The organism is Alteromonas sp. Mac1 (assembly GCF_001562125.1).
In the GTDB taxonomy this organism is placed as follows: Bacteria; Pseudomonadota; Gammaproteobacteria; order Enterobacterales; family Alteromonadaceae; genus Alteromonas; species Alteromonas stellipolaris.
On record NZ_CP013932.1, the window covers coordinates 1576564 to 1592504 of the forward strand.

Here is a 15941-nt window from a genome sequence, read left to right on the forward strand (position 1 = left end):
CCGCTTTTTTATTTGTGTTTACTTAGCCAGTGACCAACTTACTCGCCTTGGCTTTTGGATTTTACGTCGTCTATCCACATCGACATTTTCTCACTCAAGATAGGCATTGGCATTGCCCCATCGGTCAGTATATTGCTGTGGAACGCTTTAATGTCGAAGTCCTCACCTAAGGCTTCAGTGGCTTGATTACGCAAATGTCTGATATGACGCTCACCCACTTTATACGCTAGCGCTTGACCGGGAATAGAAATATAACGCTCTACCTCTGCAACCGCATCAGACTCAGCCATCGACGAATTCTCAAGCATATACGCAATAGCCTTCTCACGGCTCCAGCCCTTGGCATGCAGCCCAGTATCAACCACTAAACGCATGGCACGAAGCTGTTCATCGTTCAAGCGCCCGTACCACATGTAAGGGTCGGTAAACATACCCAGCTCTTTTCCTAAGCTTTCCGCATACAAAGCCCAGCCTTCACTGAACACGGTATAGCCGTTGAATTTTCTAAACAAAGGTAAGCCTTCCACTTCTTGCTGAATAGCAATTTGGAAGTGGTGACCAGGCGCGGCCTCATGAATACTTAAGGTTTCCAAACTAAACTTAGGTTGGGCTTTAAGGTCACGGGTGTTGATATAGAAAATACCAGGTCTACTGCCATCTGGCGCTGGAGACATGTAACTGGCTGCAGCCGAAGACGCTTCTCTATAAGGTTCTACTGCTTTTACAATATAATCGGCTTTCGGGAATACGCTGAAAAGCGTTGGTAAGCGGGCGTCTATATCCGTTTTTACATCGGTGTACGCTTTAATTAGCGCTTCATCAGACTCAAAGTAGAATTTATCGTCGGTACGAAGATGATCGAAAAACGCTGCTAAATCTCCTTCAAAGCCTACGGTTTGTTTAACCGCTTTCATTTCACCTAATATGCGCGACACTTCAGATAACCCAAACTCATGCACTTCATCGGCACTTAGCGGCAAGGTAGTGTTATCTTTAATTTTATATTCGTACCAGGCTTTTCCATTTGGTAAGTCTGAGTACCCTACAGTAGCGCGGGTGTGAGGCAAATATTCTTCTACTACGAAGTCGTGCAGTTTTTGATACGAAGGCACAATCATTTCAGTAATCATTCCTTCGTAGGCAGCGGCTAAGCGCGCTTTTTCATCGTCGCTAATATCTTCGTTTTTCTCAAGCTGATTAACGGGTCCGTAGAACACACTCTCAGAAGCTTTCTTCACTATATGAGCACTTAATTGCGGTACCATTTTCTCGGTGATAGCAGTAGGTAAGACAACCCCTTCCTCAATCCCTTTTTTCATATACAGGATTACACTATCGATAAATTCGACGTAGCCTTTAGTACGTGAAATGAAGTTTTCATAGTCTTTTACCGTAGCGAACGGCTGCGCAGATTGGCCAGATCCCAGCATGGGGAAAAAAGTATGCACGCCATACATTTGATTAATTGGCATGTACTGGCTACCAAACTGATAACCCGCAATAGCATGTTCTCTGTCACTTTTGAAAATATGGTAGCTGATCCAGTCTTGCCCACTAAGTTTAGACGCATCAATAGCATTAATGGCTGCTAAATAGGTTTGCTCATGAGCCTTTGATTTAGCAATAACCGCCTCACTTAACGGCTCGTTAAATTTATCGTTGTAATCGCTTACGCCATAAAATGTTGCCATCACAGGGTTTTGTTCTAACGACTCGTTGAAAAATTTAAGCGTTAGGGCTGCTAATTTTTCCGCCTCTGTTTTATTTGCTTTAACGTCTGTGATGTCTTTGACTTCACTAACCGCAGTCTGCAATTGTGTAGAAACCGTCGTACCATCTTGCTGATGCGCTGCGGCTGGTAAAGCCATTAAGGCGCTCACGATGGCAGCATTGAGTAAACTTATCTTCATTGTCTTCATTATTAAAAATAACCTGTCGTGTATTTATTATTAATTTACCGCCTAATATTGCCTGTTACCGCCTATTGATTACAAGGTTTTTGCGCGAACAGGATGACTTTACTTTGCGGGCTGTTAGAATGCCGTCATTCTGCCTAAACCCACATAAGAAGTGAGGTTACGCAATGCGTAAACATATCTATATTGCCTATACAGGCGGCACCATCGGAATGAAGCCATCAGATCATGGTTATATTCCAGCAGCAGGCTTCCTTGGCGATACATTGAATGACATGCCGGAGTTTCATCGCAGTGAAATGCCATTATTCACACTGCATGAGTACGATAACCTGATAGATTCATCGGATATGGATCCTTCTGACTGGCAACGCATTGCCGACGACATTGCAGAAAACTACGATAAATACGACGGTTTCATCATCTTGCATGGCACAGATACCATGGCGTATACCGCTTCGGCACTGAGTTTCATGCTGGAAGATTTAACCAAGCCTGTGATTGTTACTGGGTCGCAAATTCCTCTTGCAGAGCTGCGTTCTGACGGCCAAGTTAATCTATTAAACGCGCTTTATGTTGCCGCTAATTTCCCTATTGCAGAAGTGGGTTTGTTTTTTAATAACCGCTTATTACGGGGAAATCGCAGTCGTAAGGTAGATGCTGATGGGTTTAGCGCCTTCGATTCACCCAACTTCCCCCCCCTTCTTGAAGCCGGTATTAACATACGCGTTAAAGCCGGTGAACTTGCTAAAGAGTCGGATAAACCCCTTAAGGTTTCCAGTGTAAAAGCCCAGCCTATTGGTATGGTGAGCTTGTACCCTGGCATATCCTCAGAAGTCCTTAAAAACACCCTACAACAACCTGTTAATGCACTTATTTTATTAAGCTACGGCGTAGGTAATGCACCACAAAGCCCCGCGCTTATTGCCCAATTAGAGTACGCACGAGACAGACAAATACCGGTTCTTAACTGCACCCAATGTATGCGCGGTCGCGTGAATATGGGCGGATATGCCACAGGGCATGGTTTGCAGGAAGTGGGCGTGTTGTCTGGCAGCGATATGACCCCGGAAGCCGCATTGGCAAAATTGCATTATTTATTAAGTAAGAATCTGCCGTTTGAAACCATTAAAGCCAAGCTGACCCAGAATCTCTGCGGCGAGCTTAGCGAATAGGAATACACCATGACCACATCTTTTAGCGGTGCGCTTAGAAAAATGCACACGCATGCTGACGACAACAATACGGTTAACTACCAGCTTCCTATTGGGGAACATAAGGTCGATATAAACCCCGTTATCGGACAGAAGGTTTCTCTTGATTTTACGGGCGACATTAACTGCGTACATTGTAATAGAAAGACCAAGAAGAGCTTTAGTCAAGGCTATTGCTACCCTTGCTTAATTTCATTAGCTCAGTGCGATAGCTGTATAATCAAACCTGAAAAATGTCATTACCATGAAGGAACATGCCGAGAACCCCAATGGGGCGAAGAGCACTGCTTTAGCGAGCATTTTGTATACCTAGCTAACACTGGTAATGTAAAAGTGGGTATAACTCGCCACGTTACTGATGGCGTATCTTCTCGTTGGATGGATCAGGGCGCTACCCAAGCCACCGTCATGCTACGGGTAACAGATCGGCTCACTAGTGGCTTAGTGGAAATGCTTTGCAAAGAACATATTGGCGATAAAACCAATTGGCGCACTATGTTGAAAAGTGCGCCAGATCAGGTTGATTTACTTGAGCTTAAAGCCACTATATTGTCGAAAATTGCTGATGGAATAGCAGAAATTCAGCAGACAAAAGGGATACAAGCGGTATCTGAAGCCGATGGTGAAGTGCATAACATTCATTACCCGGTTGATACTTACCCTGAAAAAATTAAATCGATTAACTTAGATAAGACGCCAGAATTTGAAGGCGTGCTTACTGGGATTAAAGGGCAATATTGGATGCTAGATGGCGACCGTGTTATCAATATCCGTAAATATGCCGGCTACAATGTTAATCTGCATGTAGGATAAAATCTGGCTTAAAATGTAATGCCGAGCTCTCACGCTCAATCCGCGCAGATAAAATTACCTTATCTGCGCGGTTAGCTTTCTGCCTAAGCTTGTAAAGAAAAGCTTGATGCATTAACCCTGTAAAAACCAATAACATGGGCGTGAAGCTGGAGCCCATCTCTCAAGTGCCCAGCTCGCAAATGACTAGCACGCCAATACTGAAAGTTAGCGCCAGTATTCGAAGTAGTCAGAAGTATCACGTTCTGGTTTTGGCGCAGGTTCAAACGCCGGCGTACCTAAATATAAAAAACCAACAATTTCGTCATCATCGCTTAAATCAAAACCACGCTTTACCGTATCACATTGGGCATAACTTCCCGTTCTCCACATACCATTGAACCCTTGGGCTACCGCAGCCATTTGCATTGCCATTACCCCGCAAGACGCTGATGCAATTTGCTCTACGCGGGGCACTTTTTCATGCTCAACATGTTTAGCTATGGCCACCACAACCATAGGCGCTCGATGTGGTAACTGCACTGCCCGTTCAATTTCTTTTTGAGATTTATCGTTTTCGATAGCAGATTGCTCGTATAAGCTGCCTAGTTTATCTAAACCTTTTCCTTCACAAACAATAAAACGCCACGGTGTTAAACACGCATGATCGGGGGCACGAAGTGCAGCTTGCATGATGTTTTCAAGCGCTTCACCTGACGGCGCAGGCGCATTGAGTCTAGGTTGAGAGCTTCTGTTGAGCAGTAACGTAAGTGCATCCATTTCTGTATCCTATTATCGAACAAAGCGTTATAGGAAGATCCTACGTTCTATAATGAGAAAAGACCAGCATAGCTGGTCTATTTTAGGGGGCGAATTACCTCAAGCCGTTATCGCGCAATTTAGGGCGAAAGAAATAATCAATACTTACATAGCGACCACCACCATAGAAAAATAACACCAGTAACATGACAAAATAGGTAGCACCGAATTCAATACCGTTGTTTAGCACGACCAAACTGCCACTGGAAGTAAGCCAATCGTAGTTTCCATGGGTTTGCAGTAAAGATTTTGCAGCACTTAGCTTCTCAGGAGCTGCCATCACACTGTCGTTCATCAAAATAGTGCCATCGGCTAACCAAGATGATGCATCAGCAATGGCCAACCACCCATTGTCGATGTGCACAGTAAATATGGCCACCAACATGGTTACCATTAACGGAATAGCGACTAAGCGTGTAAGCAAACCAAATAGTAAAAATATACCACCGACTAACTCAGCTGCCGTGGCCAAAAATGCAAGCACAAGCGGGAATGGCAAGCCCAGTCCGTAGTCTTCATTACCAAACCAATCAACGATGGACGAAAAGCTACTCGCTTTATTCCAACCAGCCTGAATCATTACAGGGGCTAAATAAAGCCTTAACAACAGCAATGGTACTCCATCCGCCACACTTAGTTTTTTAAATAGGTTCGCGTATAATTGCTTTATCATTATTAAGAGCCTCGTTATTGGGACTTCGTTTTTAACGTCTTGTTATAGGAACGTGATGAAGTGAATAAACTTTCACTTAACAATAGAAAACAACCTCAAGGAACGCAAAAATCATCACCGCTTAAGCGGTTATTCGTTCGTGGGCACAAAAAAGTAGGTTATAAAAAAACCACTGGCGACTTGATGATGCAGCTAAGCGCGAATGATCATAAGCACATCGCTGAAGTGATTGCACAATGGCTCACAGATGACGAGAATGCCCATAAGTGAGTGACTTTGCGGTACAATCACAAACAATTACAAATAAGTTAGCGATCTAGTTTCGATTCGGTAACATAATAGAGTTAAACAAACAGAAGGTAATGTAATTTATGGCTGCCAAAGGAAACTGGACTAAATCCTTATTTATTGGCCTGTGGACGGTTTTAAACTTCACCCGTAAGCTTTTTTTCAATGTCATTTTTCTGGTGATTTTTGTTGGCATAATCATTGCGATTACCTCTCAAGAAGACGACCAACTTACGGTAAAAGCGAATAGTGCGCTTTTACTCACCTTGAACGGACAACTCGTTATTGAAAAAGAAAGTGTCGATCCGTTTGAACAGTTTTTACAAGATGCCATGGGTTCAGAGCCTGATAATCCAGAAGTACTTGTGCGTGATGTGGTAAAAGTTATTGAAAACGCTAAGCAAGACCGACGAATTAAGGCATTGGTTTTAGACCTTCAAGGTTTATCTGGCGGCGGTTTGGACAAACTTCGCACGGTAGCGCGAGCCATCAACGATTTTAAAACCTCTGAAAAACCTGTGTACGCCATTGGTGATTATTACACTAAAGAGCAGTACTACCTTGCAGCTCATGCGAATCACGTTTATCTCAATCCTATGGGTTCATTACTGCTAGATGGCTATGGTCGTTATGGCATGTATTTCAAAGATTTCTTGGAAAAGCTTAAAGTGACTACGCATATTTTCCGTGTAGGTACTTATAAGTCTGCCGTAGAACCGCTTATTCGCAACGATATGTCTGAAGCAGCTAAAGAAGCTGAGCGTAAATGGTTAGACGGTTACTGGCAGCAATATAAAGAAGACGTTGCCGCTGCCCGTGGCATTCCGCTTTCCAACTTTGATGAAACACTAGAAGGCTTGTTGGCTAAGTTTGAGCAAGCTGGTGGTGATTTTGCCAATTACGCCTTACAAAATAATTGGGTAGATGCACTAAAAACCCGCGAAGACGTACGTGTAGAACTTACTGGCCTTGTGGGCGAAAACGAAGACAATCACGGTGTTAACGTAACTAACTTTAACACCTACTTAAAAGTCGTTAATCCTCCCCTACCGTCTATCAACAGTGACATCGACCAAGTTGCGATTGTAGTAGCGAAGGGCACTATTTTAAACGGCAATCAAAAAGCTGGCACCATTGGCGGCGACAGTACCGCACGTTTACTGCGCAAAGCACGTTTAGATGAAAACGTGAAAGCGGTAGTACTGCAAATAGATTCGCCAGGGGGCAGCACGTTAGGTTCAGAGATTATCCGCCAAGAAGTACTTGAGTTGAAAAATGCTGGTAAACCGGTTGTGGTTTCTATGAGCACATATGCAGCATCAGGCGGCTACTGGATTGCAGCAAACGCCGACCGTATCTTTGCTAGCCCAAGCACTATTACTGGATCTATCGGGGTATTCGGAATGTTTATGACGTACGAAAACTCGCTTGATTACTTAGGCATTCACAGTGATGGCGTTGGCTCGAATGAGCTAGCAGGCTTTTCTGCAGTACGCCCTCTCGCGCCAGAATTTGGCCAAATTTTGCAACGCAACGTTGAAACGAGTTACGGCAACTTCTTATCTTTAGTATCGAACGCTCGAGATATGACGGTAGATGAAGTAGATGAAGTTGCACAAGGTCGTGTATGGATTGGCACCGATGCCTTAGAGCTAGGATTAGTTGATGAACTGGGCACATTAGAAGACGCAGTTAATGCGGCGGCAGAATTCGCTGCACTAGATAACTACGACACTTTCTATGTTCAGCGTACACTTTCAGCACAAGAGCTGTTTTGGAAAGAGTTCTTTGGTCAAGCCTTTACGTTTGTTGGAAAGTGGCAGTTTGCTAATTCAGACTCTGCGCTAATTAATGAATTTAAACGAGTGCTTGGCGAGTTCGATATCTTTAACGAACTGAACGACCCTATGGGTACTTATATTCTTTGCTTGCAGTGCCAAGTAGAGTAATTAATAACTTTGGTAAGGTACTACCATAGCAAGCCATGATTTAACCTCTCTACAGCGTCAGCATATTGCTGATGCTGTAGAAGGCTGCTACCAACGCGCTGATAAATATTTTAAGCGCACATTCCCCCGCCCTGCGCTTACCTTTAGACGCTCTGGTAAAAATGCAGGCACCGCGTTTTTGCAACAAAATCGCATTAATTTGCACCCCGAACTATTCAAACAGAATGAACACGAATTCATAGTAGATGTTATTCCTCATGAAGTGAGTCATTTGCTTACTTGGCAATTGTTCAAGAAGGTAAAGCCCCACGGCGTGGAATGGCAAGCCATCATGATTGATGTATTTCACCGTCCGGCTAACGCAACCCACAGTTTTGATATTGAAGGTGTTATTGGCAAGCAGTTCAGCTATGCCTGCCTTTGCAGTTCACACCAGCTGACAATAAGACGACATAATAAAATTTTGAAAGGGGCGCAGTACAAGTGTCGAAAATGCAATGGCGTGCTGATAGAAGAGAAATCGGTAAGTTAGCGGTTTAGTTCGTTCGTTTCTTACTTATTTAGTTCGTTTAATAGTTACTTAGGTAATTAACCCGCTAGCTAGCAAACATGCCAGGCACAGCAAAACCTAACTGAGTTTTAACGGAACCAATGTTTAGTAAATACGTTATCTAAATCGTTAAAAGCGGTTTTGAGTAACGCCGCAAGCTCTTTATATTTCGGTTTCGATTTAACCGACGATACGTTGCAACCTTCCGATCGCATTTTACTGTGAATATCTTGATACCAGCTGTTTAATTGCGGCGGTAAGTATTGGTTTGAACGATGACCCAACCACAATAACCCTTGTAGCGGAATGCTTAAAAAGAAAGCACCTATGGTGATGGTTTGCGGAATATAGTCTGTGCCCATGTTCTGAAGTAACAATGCACACGAAAGTATTGCCGCAGGCGGCATAGTTTTGATAGCAAAACGCGTGGCCGCAACTACCCGGCATTCAGGAAAGTAGGCATACAGTTCTTTTTTGACAGGCCAGGTTTTCATGTAGTGCTGGCCATCTTTTAGCATTGTAATCACAGACTGTGACATAAACCACCTCGTTTCACTTCAGTAAATAGCGCACTCTGGAAGCCTTATCCTTGCTATTCAATAGCCAGTTAGCGCCGCTTTAACGCCGGATTGGCTCGTGATTATAACAAGTATAAACATCATGCTTATTTAAACGCTGTTTTTGCAAAAAAGCTCAGTGATAACACTAATGCTTAATTATAAGCCCAATACTTAGCGTTAACATACATAGCGTTAATATGGTGCCAAACACTGATTCCTAAAGCACAGATTTAACGTATTGCTACAACCTGAATTGTAATACGAATTACGCCTAATACAACGCAAGTTCGTCGCAATAATGCTGCTTTTCATTATAAATAATTTAAAAACAGCATTAATTACCTAATTAATGCTAGCCAATCACATCCGATGGGTGACTTTTCATCATCATGAAGGCATCATAATGCCCTTCTTTCAATGCTATTTTCCGAAGGTATCGTGTTTTTCGAAGGTATTGGCCGATTAGCAGTTGAAAAAGCAAGGTTCAGTCCTTACCTAGCTACCTATAGCGACAGTTGGCTACCGCGACAGACAGTTAGCGAGCTTCGTTTCAAAATTATAGCAGAATTCAGCCCGGATAAATGGGCATTAGTTGGAGATACAAATGGCAGATAACAGACATGTTCGCCTACTTATTTTAGGATCGGGCCCAGCAGGCTACTCAGCGGCAGTATATGCAGCTAGAGCAAATCTAGAACCTGTGCTTTTAACGGGGATCCAGCAAGGCGGACAGCTTACTACGACCACAGAAGTAGAAAACTGGCCAGGCGATCCTGAAGGACTTACGGGTCCTGACCTTATGGTTCGTATGCAAAAGCATGCAGAGAAGTTCGATACTGAAATTATCTTCGACCATATTAACAAGACAGACTTAACTAAGCGTCCTTTCACCCTTTATGGTGACAGTGGCACGTACACGTGTGACGCTTTAATTATTGCCACAGGTGCATCTGCTAAATATCTTGGTATGGAATCTGAGCAAGCGTTTATGGGTAAAGGGGTTTCGGCCTGTGCTACTTGTGACGGCTTTTTCTATCGTAACCAAAAAGTAGCGGTCATTGGCGGTGGTAATACAGCTGTTGAAGAAGCCTTGTATTTATCTAACATTGCATCTGAAGTTCACGTTGTGCATCGTCGTGATACTTTCCGTAGTGAAAAAATTCTTGAGCAGCGTCTTCGCGACAAAGCTGAAAATGGCAACGTGGTATTACATTTAGACCGTACCCTTGATGAAGTCATGGGGGACGAAATGGGTGTGACGAAAATTCGCATTAAAGAAACCGATGGCGAAGCAACCGAAGAGCTTGATGTAATGGGTCTTTTCGTGGCAATTGGTCACAAGCCAAATACTGACATTTTTGCTGAACAGCTTGAAATGAAAGACGGCTACATTGTGGTAAATAGCGGCCTACATGGCAATGCTACACAAACCAGTGTTGAAGGTGTATTTGCGGCCGGTGATGTGAGCGATCATATTTATCGTCAAGCAATAACGTCTGCTGGAACCGGCTGTATGGCCGCGTTAGATGCAGAAAAATACCTTGATGGCTTTATGCCTGAGCAAGGCTAAGCCTTGTTTGATTTCAAGCCCTGTAAATACCAGGGCTTGATGTCTTTTCTTTTATGATAGCGCTGCCTTATTTAGACATTGATACACCCTTCCCCCCTGTATCTGAAGCACTTGACGATCCAAACGGCCTACTAGCCTTTGGCGCAGATCTTAGTGCCCAGCGTCTTTTTTCGGCCTATTCTAGCGGTATATTCCCCTGGTTTAGCGATGATGAACCCTTGTTGTGGTGGTCACCTAATCCACGCTCTATTATCGAATTAGATGAGTTTGTTTGCTCAAAAAGTTTACGCAAACTAGCGCGGCAGAAGCGCTACAAGGTTACGTTGAATAACGCTTTCGATTCTGTGATTAATGCCTGTGCCAATATTCCACGAAAGAATCCAAATTCACAGGCGCCCAGTCAAGACACTTGGATAACTGAAGACATGCAAAAAGCTTACAGTTATTTACATCAGCTTGGGTTGGCTCATTCTGTTGAAGTGTGGGATGGTGAAGTGTTGGTAGGAGGTTTATACGGCGTAGGTGTAGGGAAAGTGTATTGCGGTGAGTCTATGTTTCACAAACAAAGCAATACCTCTAAGTTGGCTATGCTAGCGTTAGTTGAGCACATGAAACGTAACAAGATGGCATTCATTGATTGTCAGTTGCCAACGGATCATCTTAGCTCGCTAGGTGCAAAAACTATTTTCCGTAACGAATTTATTGAAAAACTGCAGACTAGCAACCACACTCTAACCGAAGAAGGCTCTCTAACTACCGACTACATGCATCAGTGGCATCCGCAGGTTATTACACCGTGAGATTTGGAATTACGCAATCTTTTGATTGTAGCTATTTGCCCAATCAACAAGAACAATTACTGGTTTATGCCGAATCAGATAACCAGCTTGCGTGGCGTTACGGCCAACTTATTCAAGTAGGGTTTAGACGCAGTGGCGAACAAATCTACCGCCCACACTGCCCAGACTGCCATGCCTGTGAATCGGTGAGAGTACCTGTGGCCACGTTTCGCCCTTCTAAAAGTCAAAAGCGCATTCTTAATCGCAATCAACATTTTGTGGTAACCAGTGCAAAAAGCGCCAATCATTTGTATTACCCGTTGTACGAGAAATACATTTGCGCCCGTCACACCGATGGCAGCATGTACCCGCCTTCTAGCGAACAGTTTGAAAACTTTATCTTGTGCGAATGGAAACGCCCACAATTTATTGAAGCCTACGATGGCGATACGTTAATTGCGGTTGCAGTAACAGACACCATCGACAATGGTGAAGAGCATCAAGCCTTATCGGCACTTTATACTTTTTACGATCCTGATTATCACTCATCGTCTCTTGGGACGTGGATGATCATGATGCAAATCGAGCAGGCAAAGCAACAAGAACGAGATTTTGTCTACTTGGGATATTACGTAGAAGAATGCCAAAAAATGTCTTATAAGCACAATTTTTTCCCTTATGAGCAATTTTCTGGCAACAAATGGCACCGTTTTGATAAAAAACCTGCTTAATCGCTTTACACGCAAGGCAAGATTGGTTAATGTCTGCGCGGCAAAAAATTTGAATTACTGAGGTAACTGCTTTACATGGCAAAAGAAGATTGTATTGAAATGGAAGGTACGGTTCAAGACACCCTACCTAATACTATGTTCCGTGTTGAACTAGAGAATGGTCACGTAGTGACAGCACACATTTCTGGTAAGATGCGTAAAAACTATATCCGAATTCTTACTGGCGATAAGGTCACTGTTGAGATGACTCCTTATGACCTAACAAAAGGTCGTATCATTTATCGCGCCAGATAATGAGCCATTAAGCGGTCAACGCATTCCCAAAAAAGCCCAATGTAATCCATTGGGCTTTTTTGTATGTGTTTAGTTTAAGGCCTGCGATGGTATTTAACGATGTCCTTGCGCCTGGGGTTAGCGCCTTGGGGTTAGCGCCTAAGGTTAGCGCTTGTGTTTGGCGCTTAGTGTTAAGCATTTGGTGCTTGGCGTTTGAAATTGAACACTGTGCATCAACATGTAATGAATCTACTTACTAAGCCCAAGTTTATCGAGTTTGGGGTTCTACGTTTAAAGGCTCGAAAGTTTTATTATAAAAGACACAAAAAAATGCCACACCTTTTCAGGTGCAGCATTTTTAATCGACATCAAACGTCTAGTACAATAAGTTCGCTAGGTGTTAGCTAGACTCTGTTTCTTCCTTAACTGCATCAACGCCTGAATATTCAAACTCCAACTTATCGTCGTTCAAATCTACTTTAACGTCGCCGCCTTTAGTTAATTCACCAAACAGCAATTCATTCGCTAGCTCTTTCTTAATCTCTTCTTTGATTAAGCGAGACATAGGACGTGCACCCATGGACTTGTCGTAGCCCTTCTCGGCTAAATAAGCTCTAGCTGCGGGGGTAACCTCTAAAGATACACCTTTAACGTCCAGCTGCGCCTGAAGCTCAATAATGAACTTATCGACAACCTGCAAGATAACCTCAGCATCAAGGTGATTAAACCAGATAATACCGTCTAAGCGGTTTCTGAATTCAGGGGTAAACACCTTATTGATTTCAGATAGCGCATCGTGGCTATGATCTTGCTGTTTAAAGCCAATAGACTTGCGCACCGTTTCCTGCACACCCGCATTGGTCGTCATTACCAATACTACATTTCTGAAGTCTACTTTACGGCCATTGTTGTCGGTAAGCGTACCGTGATCCATTACCTGCAACAGAATGTTGTAGATATCACTGTGCGCTTTCTCAATTTCATCTAGCAGTACCACAGAGTATGGGTTTTTAATCACAGCATCGGTTAACAATCCACCTTGCTCAAAACCAACATAACCTGGAGGTGCACCAATTAAACGACTAACCGCGTGGCGCTCCATGTACTCAGACATATCGAAACGAACCAACTCAACGCCCATAATTTTAGCGAGTTGCTGCGTAACTTCGGTTTTACCAACTCCCGTAGGCCCTGCAAACAAGAAACTACCAATAGGCTTTTCTTCAGCACCTAACCCAGAACGGGACAGCAATATAGCGTCGTTAAGCGTCTCTATGGCCTTGTCTTGACCAAACACCATCATTTTAAGGTTGCGGCCAAGGTTCTTAAGTACTTCTTTGTCAGACGCTGACACAGACTTTTCAGGGATTCGGGCCATTTTCGCAATAATCTGCTCAATATCCCCTACCCCAATCGTTTTCTTACGTTTCGATTGTGGCAACAAGCGCTGGCTTGCACCTGCTTCGTCCATCACGTCAATAGCTTTATCCGGCAGATGGCGTTCGTTAATGTACTTAGCCGATAGTTCAGCTGCCGCCTGAATAGCTTTTTGCGTGTAGCGTACGTTGTGATGATCTTCATATCGGCTTTTAAGGCCAAGTAGAATTTTGGTGGTATCACTAACGCTTGGCTCAGTCACATCCACTTTTTGGAAACGACGGGCCAAGGCTCTGTCTTTTTCAAAAATACCTTGGTATTCCTGATAAGTTGTCGAGCCAATACAACGAAGTTCACCGCTTGAAAGCTTAGGCTTCAGCAAGTTAGATGCATCCATAACACCTCCCGATGCTGCACCAGCACCAATGATGGTATGAATTTCATCAATAAACAAAATAGCGTCTTCGTCTTTCGACAATTCTTTCAATATCGCTTTTAAGCGTTTCTCGAAATCACCACGGTATTTAGTACCGGCTAGCAGGCCACCTAAATCTAGCGAGTAAACGGTACTGTTACTGATAACCTCGGGCACGTCTTCGTTTACAATGCGATAAGCCAACCCTTCAGCAATAGCGGTTTTACCTACGCCAGCTTCACCCACCAATAGCGGGTTATTCTTTCTACGACGACATAAAATCTGAATGGTGCGCTCTACTTCTTTATCGCGTCCAATTAATGGGTCTACTTTGCCTTCTTTGGCATGGCGATTTAAATCGGTAGCGTACTTACTTAATGCCGAACCACTTTCTTCCGCACCATCACCTTCTTCACCAGAGTCTGAATTAATGGGTGCGTCATCTTCGGCTTTACTTACACCGTGACTAATAAAGTTAACGATATCTAAGCGGGTTACATCAGACTTTTTAAGAATGAATACGGCTTGAGACTCTTGCTCACTGAAAATAGCGACTAGTACATTGGCACCAGTGACTTCTTCTTTACCAGATGATTGCACATGGAAGACTGCACGTTGGAGCACGCGCTGAAAACCTAAGGTAGGCTGGGTTTCTCGTTCGTTCATTTGCTCGTCAAGAATCAACGGGGTAGTGTCTTTAACGAAAGAGATCAGCTCACTTTTAATTGCTTCAATATCCGCACCACAGGCATGCAGTGCTTCACGGGCTGCCGAGTTATCAAGTAGCGCCAGCAATAAATGCTCGACCGTCATAAACTCATGGCGGTGTTCTCTGGCAAATACAAACGCATCATTCAACGTTTGTTCTAATTCTTTATTTAACATATCGCTCGCCCTCTACAAATTGACTTACGCCTGTTCCATAGTACACATAAGCGGATGACTGTGCTTACGTGCATACTGATTCACCTGCATCACCTTGGTTTCTGCTATCTCAGCAGTAAAAATGCCACAAACCGCCTTACCTTGGTAGTGTACTGTTAGCATTATTTGATGCGCTTTCTCAGCATCCATATTAAAAAATTGTATGAGCACTTCAATTACAAAATCCATTGGCGTGTAATCGTCGTTGTTCAACAACACTTTATACATTGGCGGCGGCTGCGTTTTTTGGCGCTGCGCGTCTTTGAGTTTTTCCCTTTCGATGCTAATGGCGTTGTCTCTACTCATAATTAATAATAGTGCTTTGTTGGCAGATGTCTCACTAACTTTAGGATAAAATTAATTCACATTTGCTCTTGACATAATATGGTTAAAAAATCTACATTTTAGAGGTGACGTTGTTGTTTTCAAAACACGTCACACTGCCTTCAATTATATTGTGGGGGCATAATCGTGTTAGTTCAAGGATTAAGAGGAAGTCGAAGTATGGCGATTGGCAAAGTTAAATGGTTTAACAACGCGAAAGGATTTGGTTTTATTGTACCTGAAGATGGTGGCGAAGATATTTTCGCACACTACTCAACCATCCAAATGGAAGGATATCGCTCACTTAAAGCTGGTCAAGAAGTCACGTATGACGTGCAACAGGGCCCTAAAGGCTTACACGCCGAAAACATAGGCTTTAAAGAAGAACCAGAGCGTTAAGTAACACAAAAAAATTCTACAGAAGCCTGTTGCTGCTACCTAAGGCAGCAGTGGGTTTTTTCTTAGGGAGTCGACAATCGTTCACTCTCATAGAGATGTATGGCCTACTCTTTTTATTAAATTTTATTTATTTCCTCGCAACACTTCTTTTAATTATTACTTATTTTTAAATAATCTGAGCTTAAATTAGATAATTTACTTTTCTGCTTTCCTATATTTTTAGATTAAATTGCGCTAACCAGTAAAAAACTAAAATTTATAAGCATAAAGCTAAGTAACTATTCTGGAAATTTTCACCAGTAGTTTTTTTAAATTTTAATTAATATAAAAAAAAGCGACCCTGACTATTTGGTCAGGGGCGCTTTTACAAATTAGGTTACTAAAATATCAG

Annotated in this window: 16 protein-coding genes; 10 read left to right on the top strand and 6 right to left on the bottom strand. The window is 43.1% G+C overall.

The window, feature by feature from the left end; all coding sequences use genetic code 11:
• Positions 1–38: 38 nt before the first annotated feature.
• Entirely contained in the window at positions 39–1919 is a 1881-nt protein-coding gene (locus AV939_RS06625; RefSeq protein WP_057792242.1) for a DUF885 domain-containing protein, read from the bottom strand.
• A gap of 164 nt (positions 1920–2083) precedes the next feature.
• Here AV939_RS06625 and ansA point away from each other — a divergent pair, with 164 nt between their 5' ends.
• Both ansA and AV939_RS06635 read left to right on the top strand, forming a co-directional pair.
• A complete protein-coding gene (ansA, locus tag AV939_RS06630) occupies positions 2084–3091 on the top strand; it encodes an asparaginase (protein WP_057792244.1) in 1008 nt (335 codons plus the stop codon).
• Positions 3092–3100: 9 nt separating this feature from the next.
• Entirely contained in the window at positions 3101–3943 is an 843-nt protein-coding gene (locus tag AV939_RS06635; protein WP_057792246.1) for a DUF2797 domain-containing protein, read from the top strand.
• Between the two features lie 204 nt (positions 3944–4147).
• Here the strand turns inward: AV939_RS06635 and AV939_RS06640 are convergent, their stop codons facing one another.
• On the bottom strand, positions 4148–4699 hold the full coding sequence (locus AV939_RS06640; RefSeq protein WP_057792248.1) for an NAD(P)H nitroreductase: 552 nt from the start codon (positions 4697–4699) through the stop codon (positions 4148–4150).
• 94 nt (positions 4700–4793) lie between these two features.
• Positions 4794–5411: an HvfX family Cu-binding RiPP maturation protein gene (locus AV939_RS06645; protein WP_057792250.1), complete on the bottom strand. Its 618-nt coding sequence runs from the start codon at positions 5409–5411 to the stop codon at positions 4794–4796.
• Positions 5412–5471: 60 nt separating this feature from the next.
• Between AV939_RS06645 and AV939_RS06650 the strand changes: the two genes are divergently transcribed.
• The 3 genes from AV939_RS06650 (at position 5472) to AV939_RS06660 (ending at position 8180) form a co-directional block, all read left to right on the top strand.
• Entirely contained in the window at positions 5472–5681 is a 210-nt protein-coding gene (locus AV939_RS06650) for a hypothetical protein (protein ID WP_057792252.1), read from the top strand.
• Between the two features lie 101 nt (positions 5682–5782).
• On the top strand, positions 5783–7648 hold the full coding sequence (gene sppA / locus AV939_RS06655) for a signal peptide peptidase SppA (RefSeq protein ID WP_057792253.1): 1866 nt from the start codon (positions 5783–5785) through the stop codon (positions 7646–7648).
• 64 nt (positions 7649–7712) lie between these two features.
• Positions 7713–8180: a SprT family zinc-dependent metalloprotease gene (locus tag AV939_RS06660; protein WP_057792255.1), complete on the top strand. Its 468-nt coding sequence runs from the start codon at positions 7713–7715 to the stop codon at positions 8178–8180.
• Positions 8181–8287: 107 nt separating this feature from the next.
• Here AV939_RS06660 and yfbV read toward each other — a convergent pair whose 3' ends face one another.
• On the bottom strand, positions 8288–8737 hold the full coding sequence (yfbV, locus tag AV939_RS06665) for a terminus macrodomain insulation protein YfbV (protein ID WP_057792258.1): 450 nt from the start codon (positions 8735–8737) through the stop codon (positions 8288–8290).
• Between the two features lie 625 nt (positions 8738–9362).
• Here yfbV and trxB point away from each other — a divergent pair.
• The 4 genes from trxB to infA all read left to right on the top strand — a co-directional run bounded on the left by trxB (position 9363) and on the right by infA (position 12132).
• Positions 9363–10328, top strand: coding sequence for a thioredoxin-disulfide reductase (gene trxB / locus AV939_RS06675; RefSeq protein WP_057792262.1), 966 nt, complete (start codon positions 9363–9365; stop codon positions 10326–10328).
• A 53-nt stretch (positions 10329–10381) separates the two neighbouring features.
• Positions 10382–11128, top strand: a complete 747-nt coding sequence (gene aat, locus AV939_RS06680) for a leucyl/phenylalanyl-tRNA--protein transferase (RefSeq protein ID WP_057792264.1) — start codon at positions 10382–10384, stop codon at positions 11126–11128.
• The gene (locus tag AV939_RS06685) at positions 11125–11838 is read left to right on the top strand and encodes an arginyltransferase (RefSeq protein ID WP_057792266.1); all 714 of its coding nucleotides are present in this window, start codon (positions 11125–11127) and stop codon (positions 11836–11838) included. The genes aat and AV939_RS06685 overlap by 4 nt, the downstream gene beginning before the upstream one ends.
• Before the next feature lie 75 nt (positions 11839–11913).
• Entirely contained in the window at positions 11914–12132 is a 219-nt protein-coding gene (infA, locus tag AV939_RS06690) for a translation initiation factor IF-1 (protein ID WP_013784390.1), read from the top strand.
• 379 nt (positions 12133–12511) lie between these two features.
• On the opposite strand, the gene clpA is transcribed toward infA, so the two are convergent.
• Positions 12512–14788: an ATP-dependent Clp protease ATP-binding subunit ClpA gene (gene clpA, locus AV939_RS06695; RefSeq protein ID WP_057792268.1), complete on the bottom strand. Its 2277-nt coding sequence runs from the start codon at positions 14786–14788 to the stop codon at positions 12512–12514.
• A 24-nt stretch (positions 14789–14812) separates the two neighbouring features.
• Positions 14813–15133, bottom strand: coding sequence for an ATP-dependent Clp protease adapter ClpS (gene clpS / locus AV939_RS06700; protein ID WP_057792270.1), 321 nt, complete (start codon positions 15131–15133; stop codon positions 14813–14815).
• A gap of 198 nt (positions 15134–15331) precedes the next feature.
• Between clpS and cspD the strand changes: the two genes are divergently transcribed.
• Positions 15332–15550, top strand: a complete 219-nt coding sequence (gene cspD / locus AV939_RS06705; protein ID WP_013784394.1) for a cold shock domain-containing protein CspD — start codon at positions 15332–15334, stop codon at positions 15548–15550.
• Positions 15551–15941 lie beyond the last annotated feature (391 nt).

What these genes read in the sequence shown, in the direction of transcription:
- AV939_RS06645 (WP_057792250.1), bottom strand. Translation starts at nt 5,411, where the DNA reads ATGATAAAGCAATTATACGCGAACCTATTTAAAAAACTAAGTGTGGCG.
- yfbV (WP_057792258.1), bottom strand. Translation starts at nt 8,737, where the DNA reads ATGTCACAGTCTGTGATTACAATGCTAAAAGATGGCCAGCACTACATG.
- sppA (WP_057792253.1), top strand. Translation starts at nt 5,783, where the DNA reads ATGGCTGCCAAAGGAAACTGGACTAAATCCTTATTTATTGGCCTGTGG.
- clpA (WP_057792268.1), bottom strand. Translation starts at nt 14,788, where the DNA reads ATGTTAAATAAAGAATTAGAACAAACGTTGAATGATGCGTTTGTATTT.
- cspD (WP_013784394.1), top strand. Translation starts at nt 15,332, where the DNA reads ATGGCGATTGGCAAAGTTAAATGGTTTAACAACGCGAAAGGATTTGGT.
- ansA (WP_057792244.1), top strand. Translation starts at nt 2,084, where the DNA reads ATGCGTAAACATATCTATATTGCCTATACAGGCGGCACCATCGGAATG.
- trxB (WP_057792262.1), top strand. Translation starts at nt 9,363, where the DNA reads ATGGCAGATAACAGACATGTTCGCCTACTTATTTTAGGATCGGGCCCA.
- AV939_RS06640 (WP_057792248.1), bottom strand. Translation starts at nt 4,699, where the DNA reads ATGGATGCACTTACGTTACTGCTCAACAGAAGCTCTCAACCTAGACTC.
- AV939_RS06635 (WP_057792246.1), top strand. Translation starts at nt 3,101, where the DNA reads ATGACCACATCTTTTAGCGGTGCGCTTAGAAAAATGCACACGCATGCT.
- clpS (WP_057792270.1), bottom strand. Translation starts at nt 15,133, where the DNA reads ATGAGTAGAGACAACGCCATTAGCATCGAAAGGGAAAAACTCAAAGAC.
- aat (WP_057792264.1), top strand. Translation starts at nt 10,382, where the DNA reads ATGATAGCGCTGCCTTATTTAGACATTGATACACCCTTCCCCCCTGTA.
- AV939_RS06625 (WP_057792242.1), bottom strand. Translation starts at nt 1,919, where the DNA reads ATGAAGACAATGAAGATAAGTTTACTCAATGCTGCCATCGTGAGCGCC.
- infA (WP_013784390.1), top strand. Translation starts at nt 11,914, where the DNA reads ATGGCAAAAGAAGATTGTATTGAAATGGAAGGTACGGTTCAAGACACC.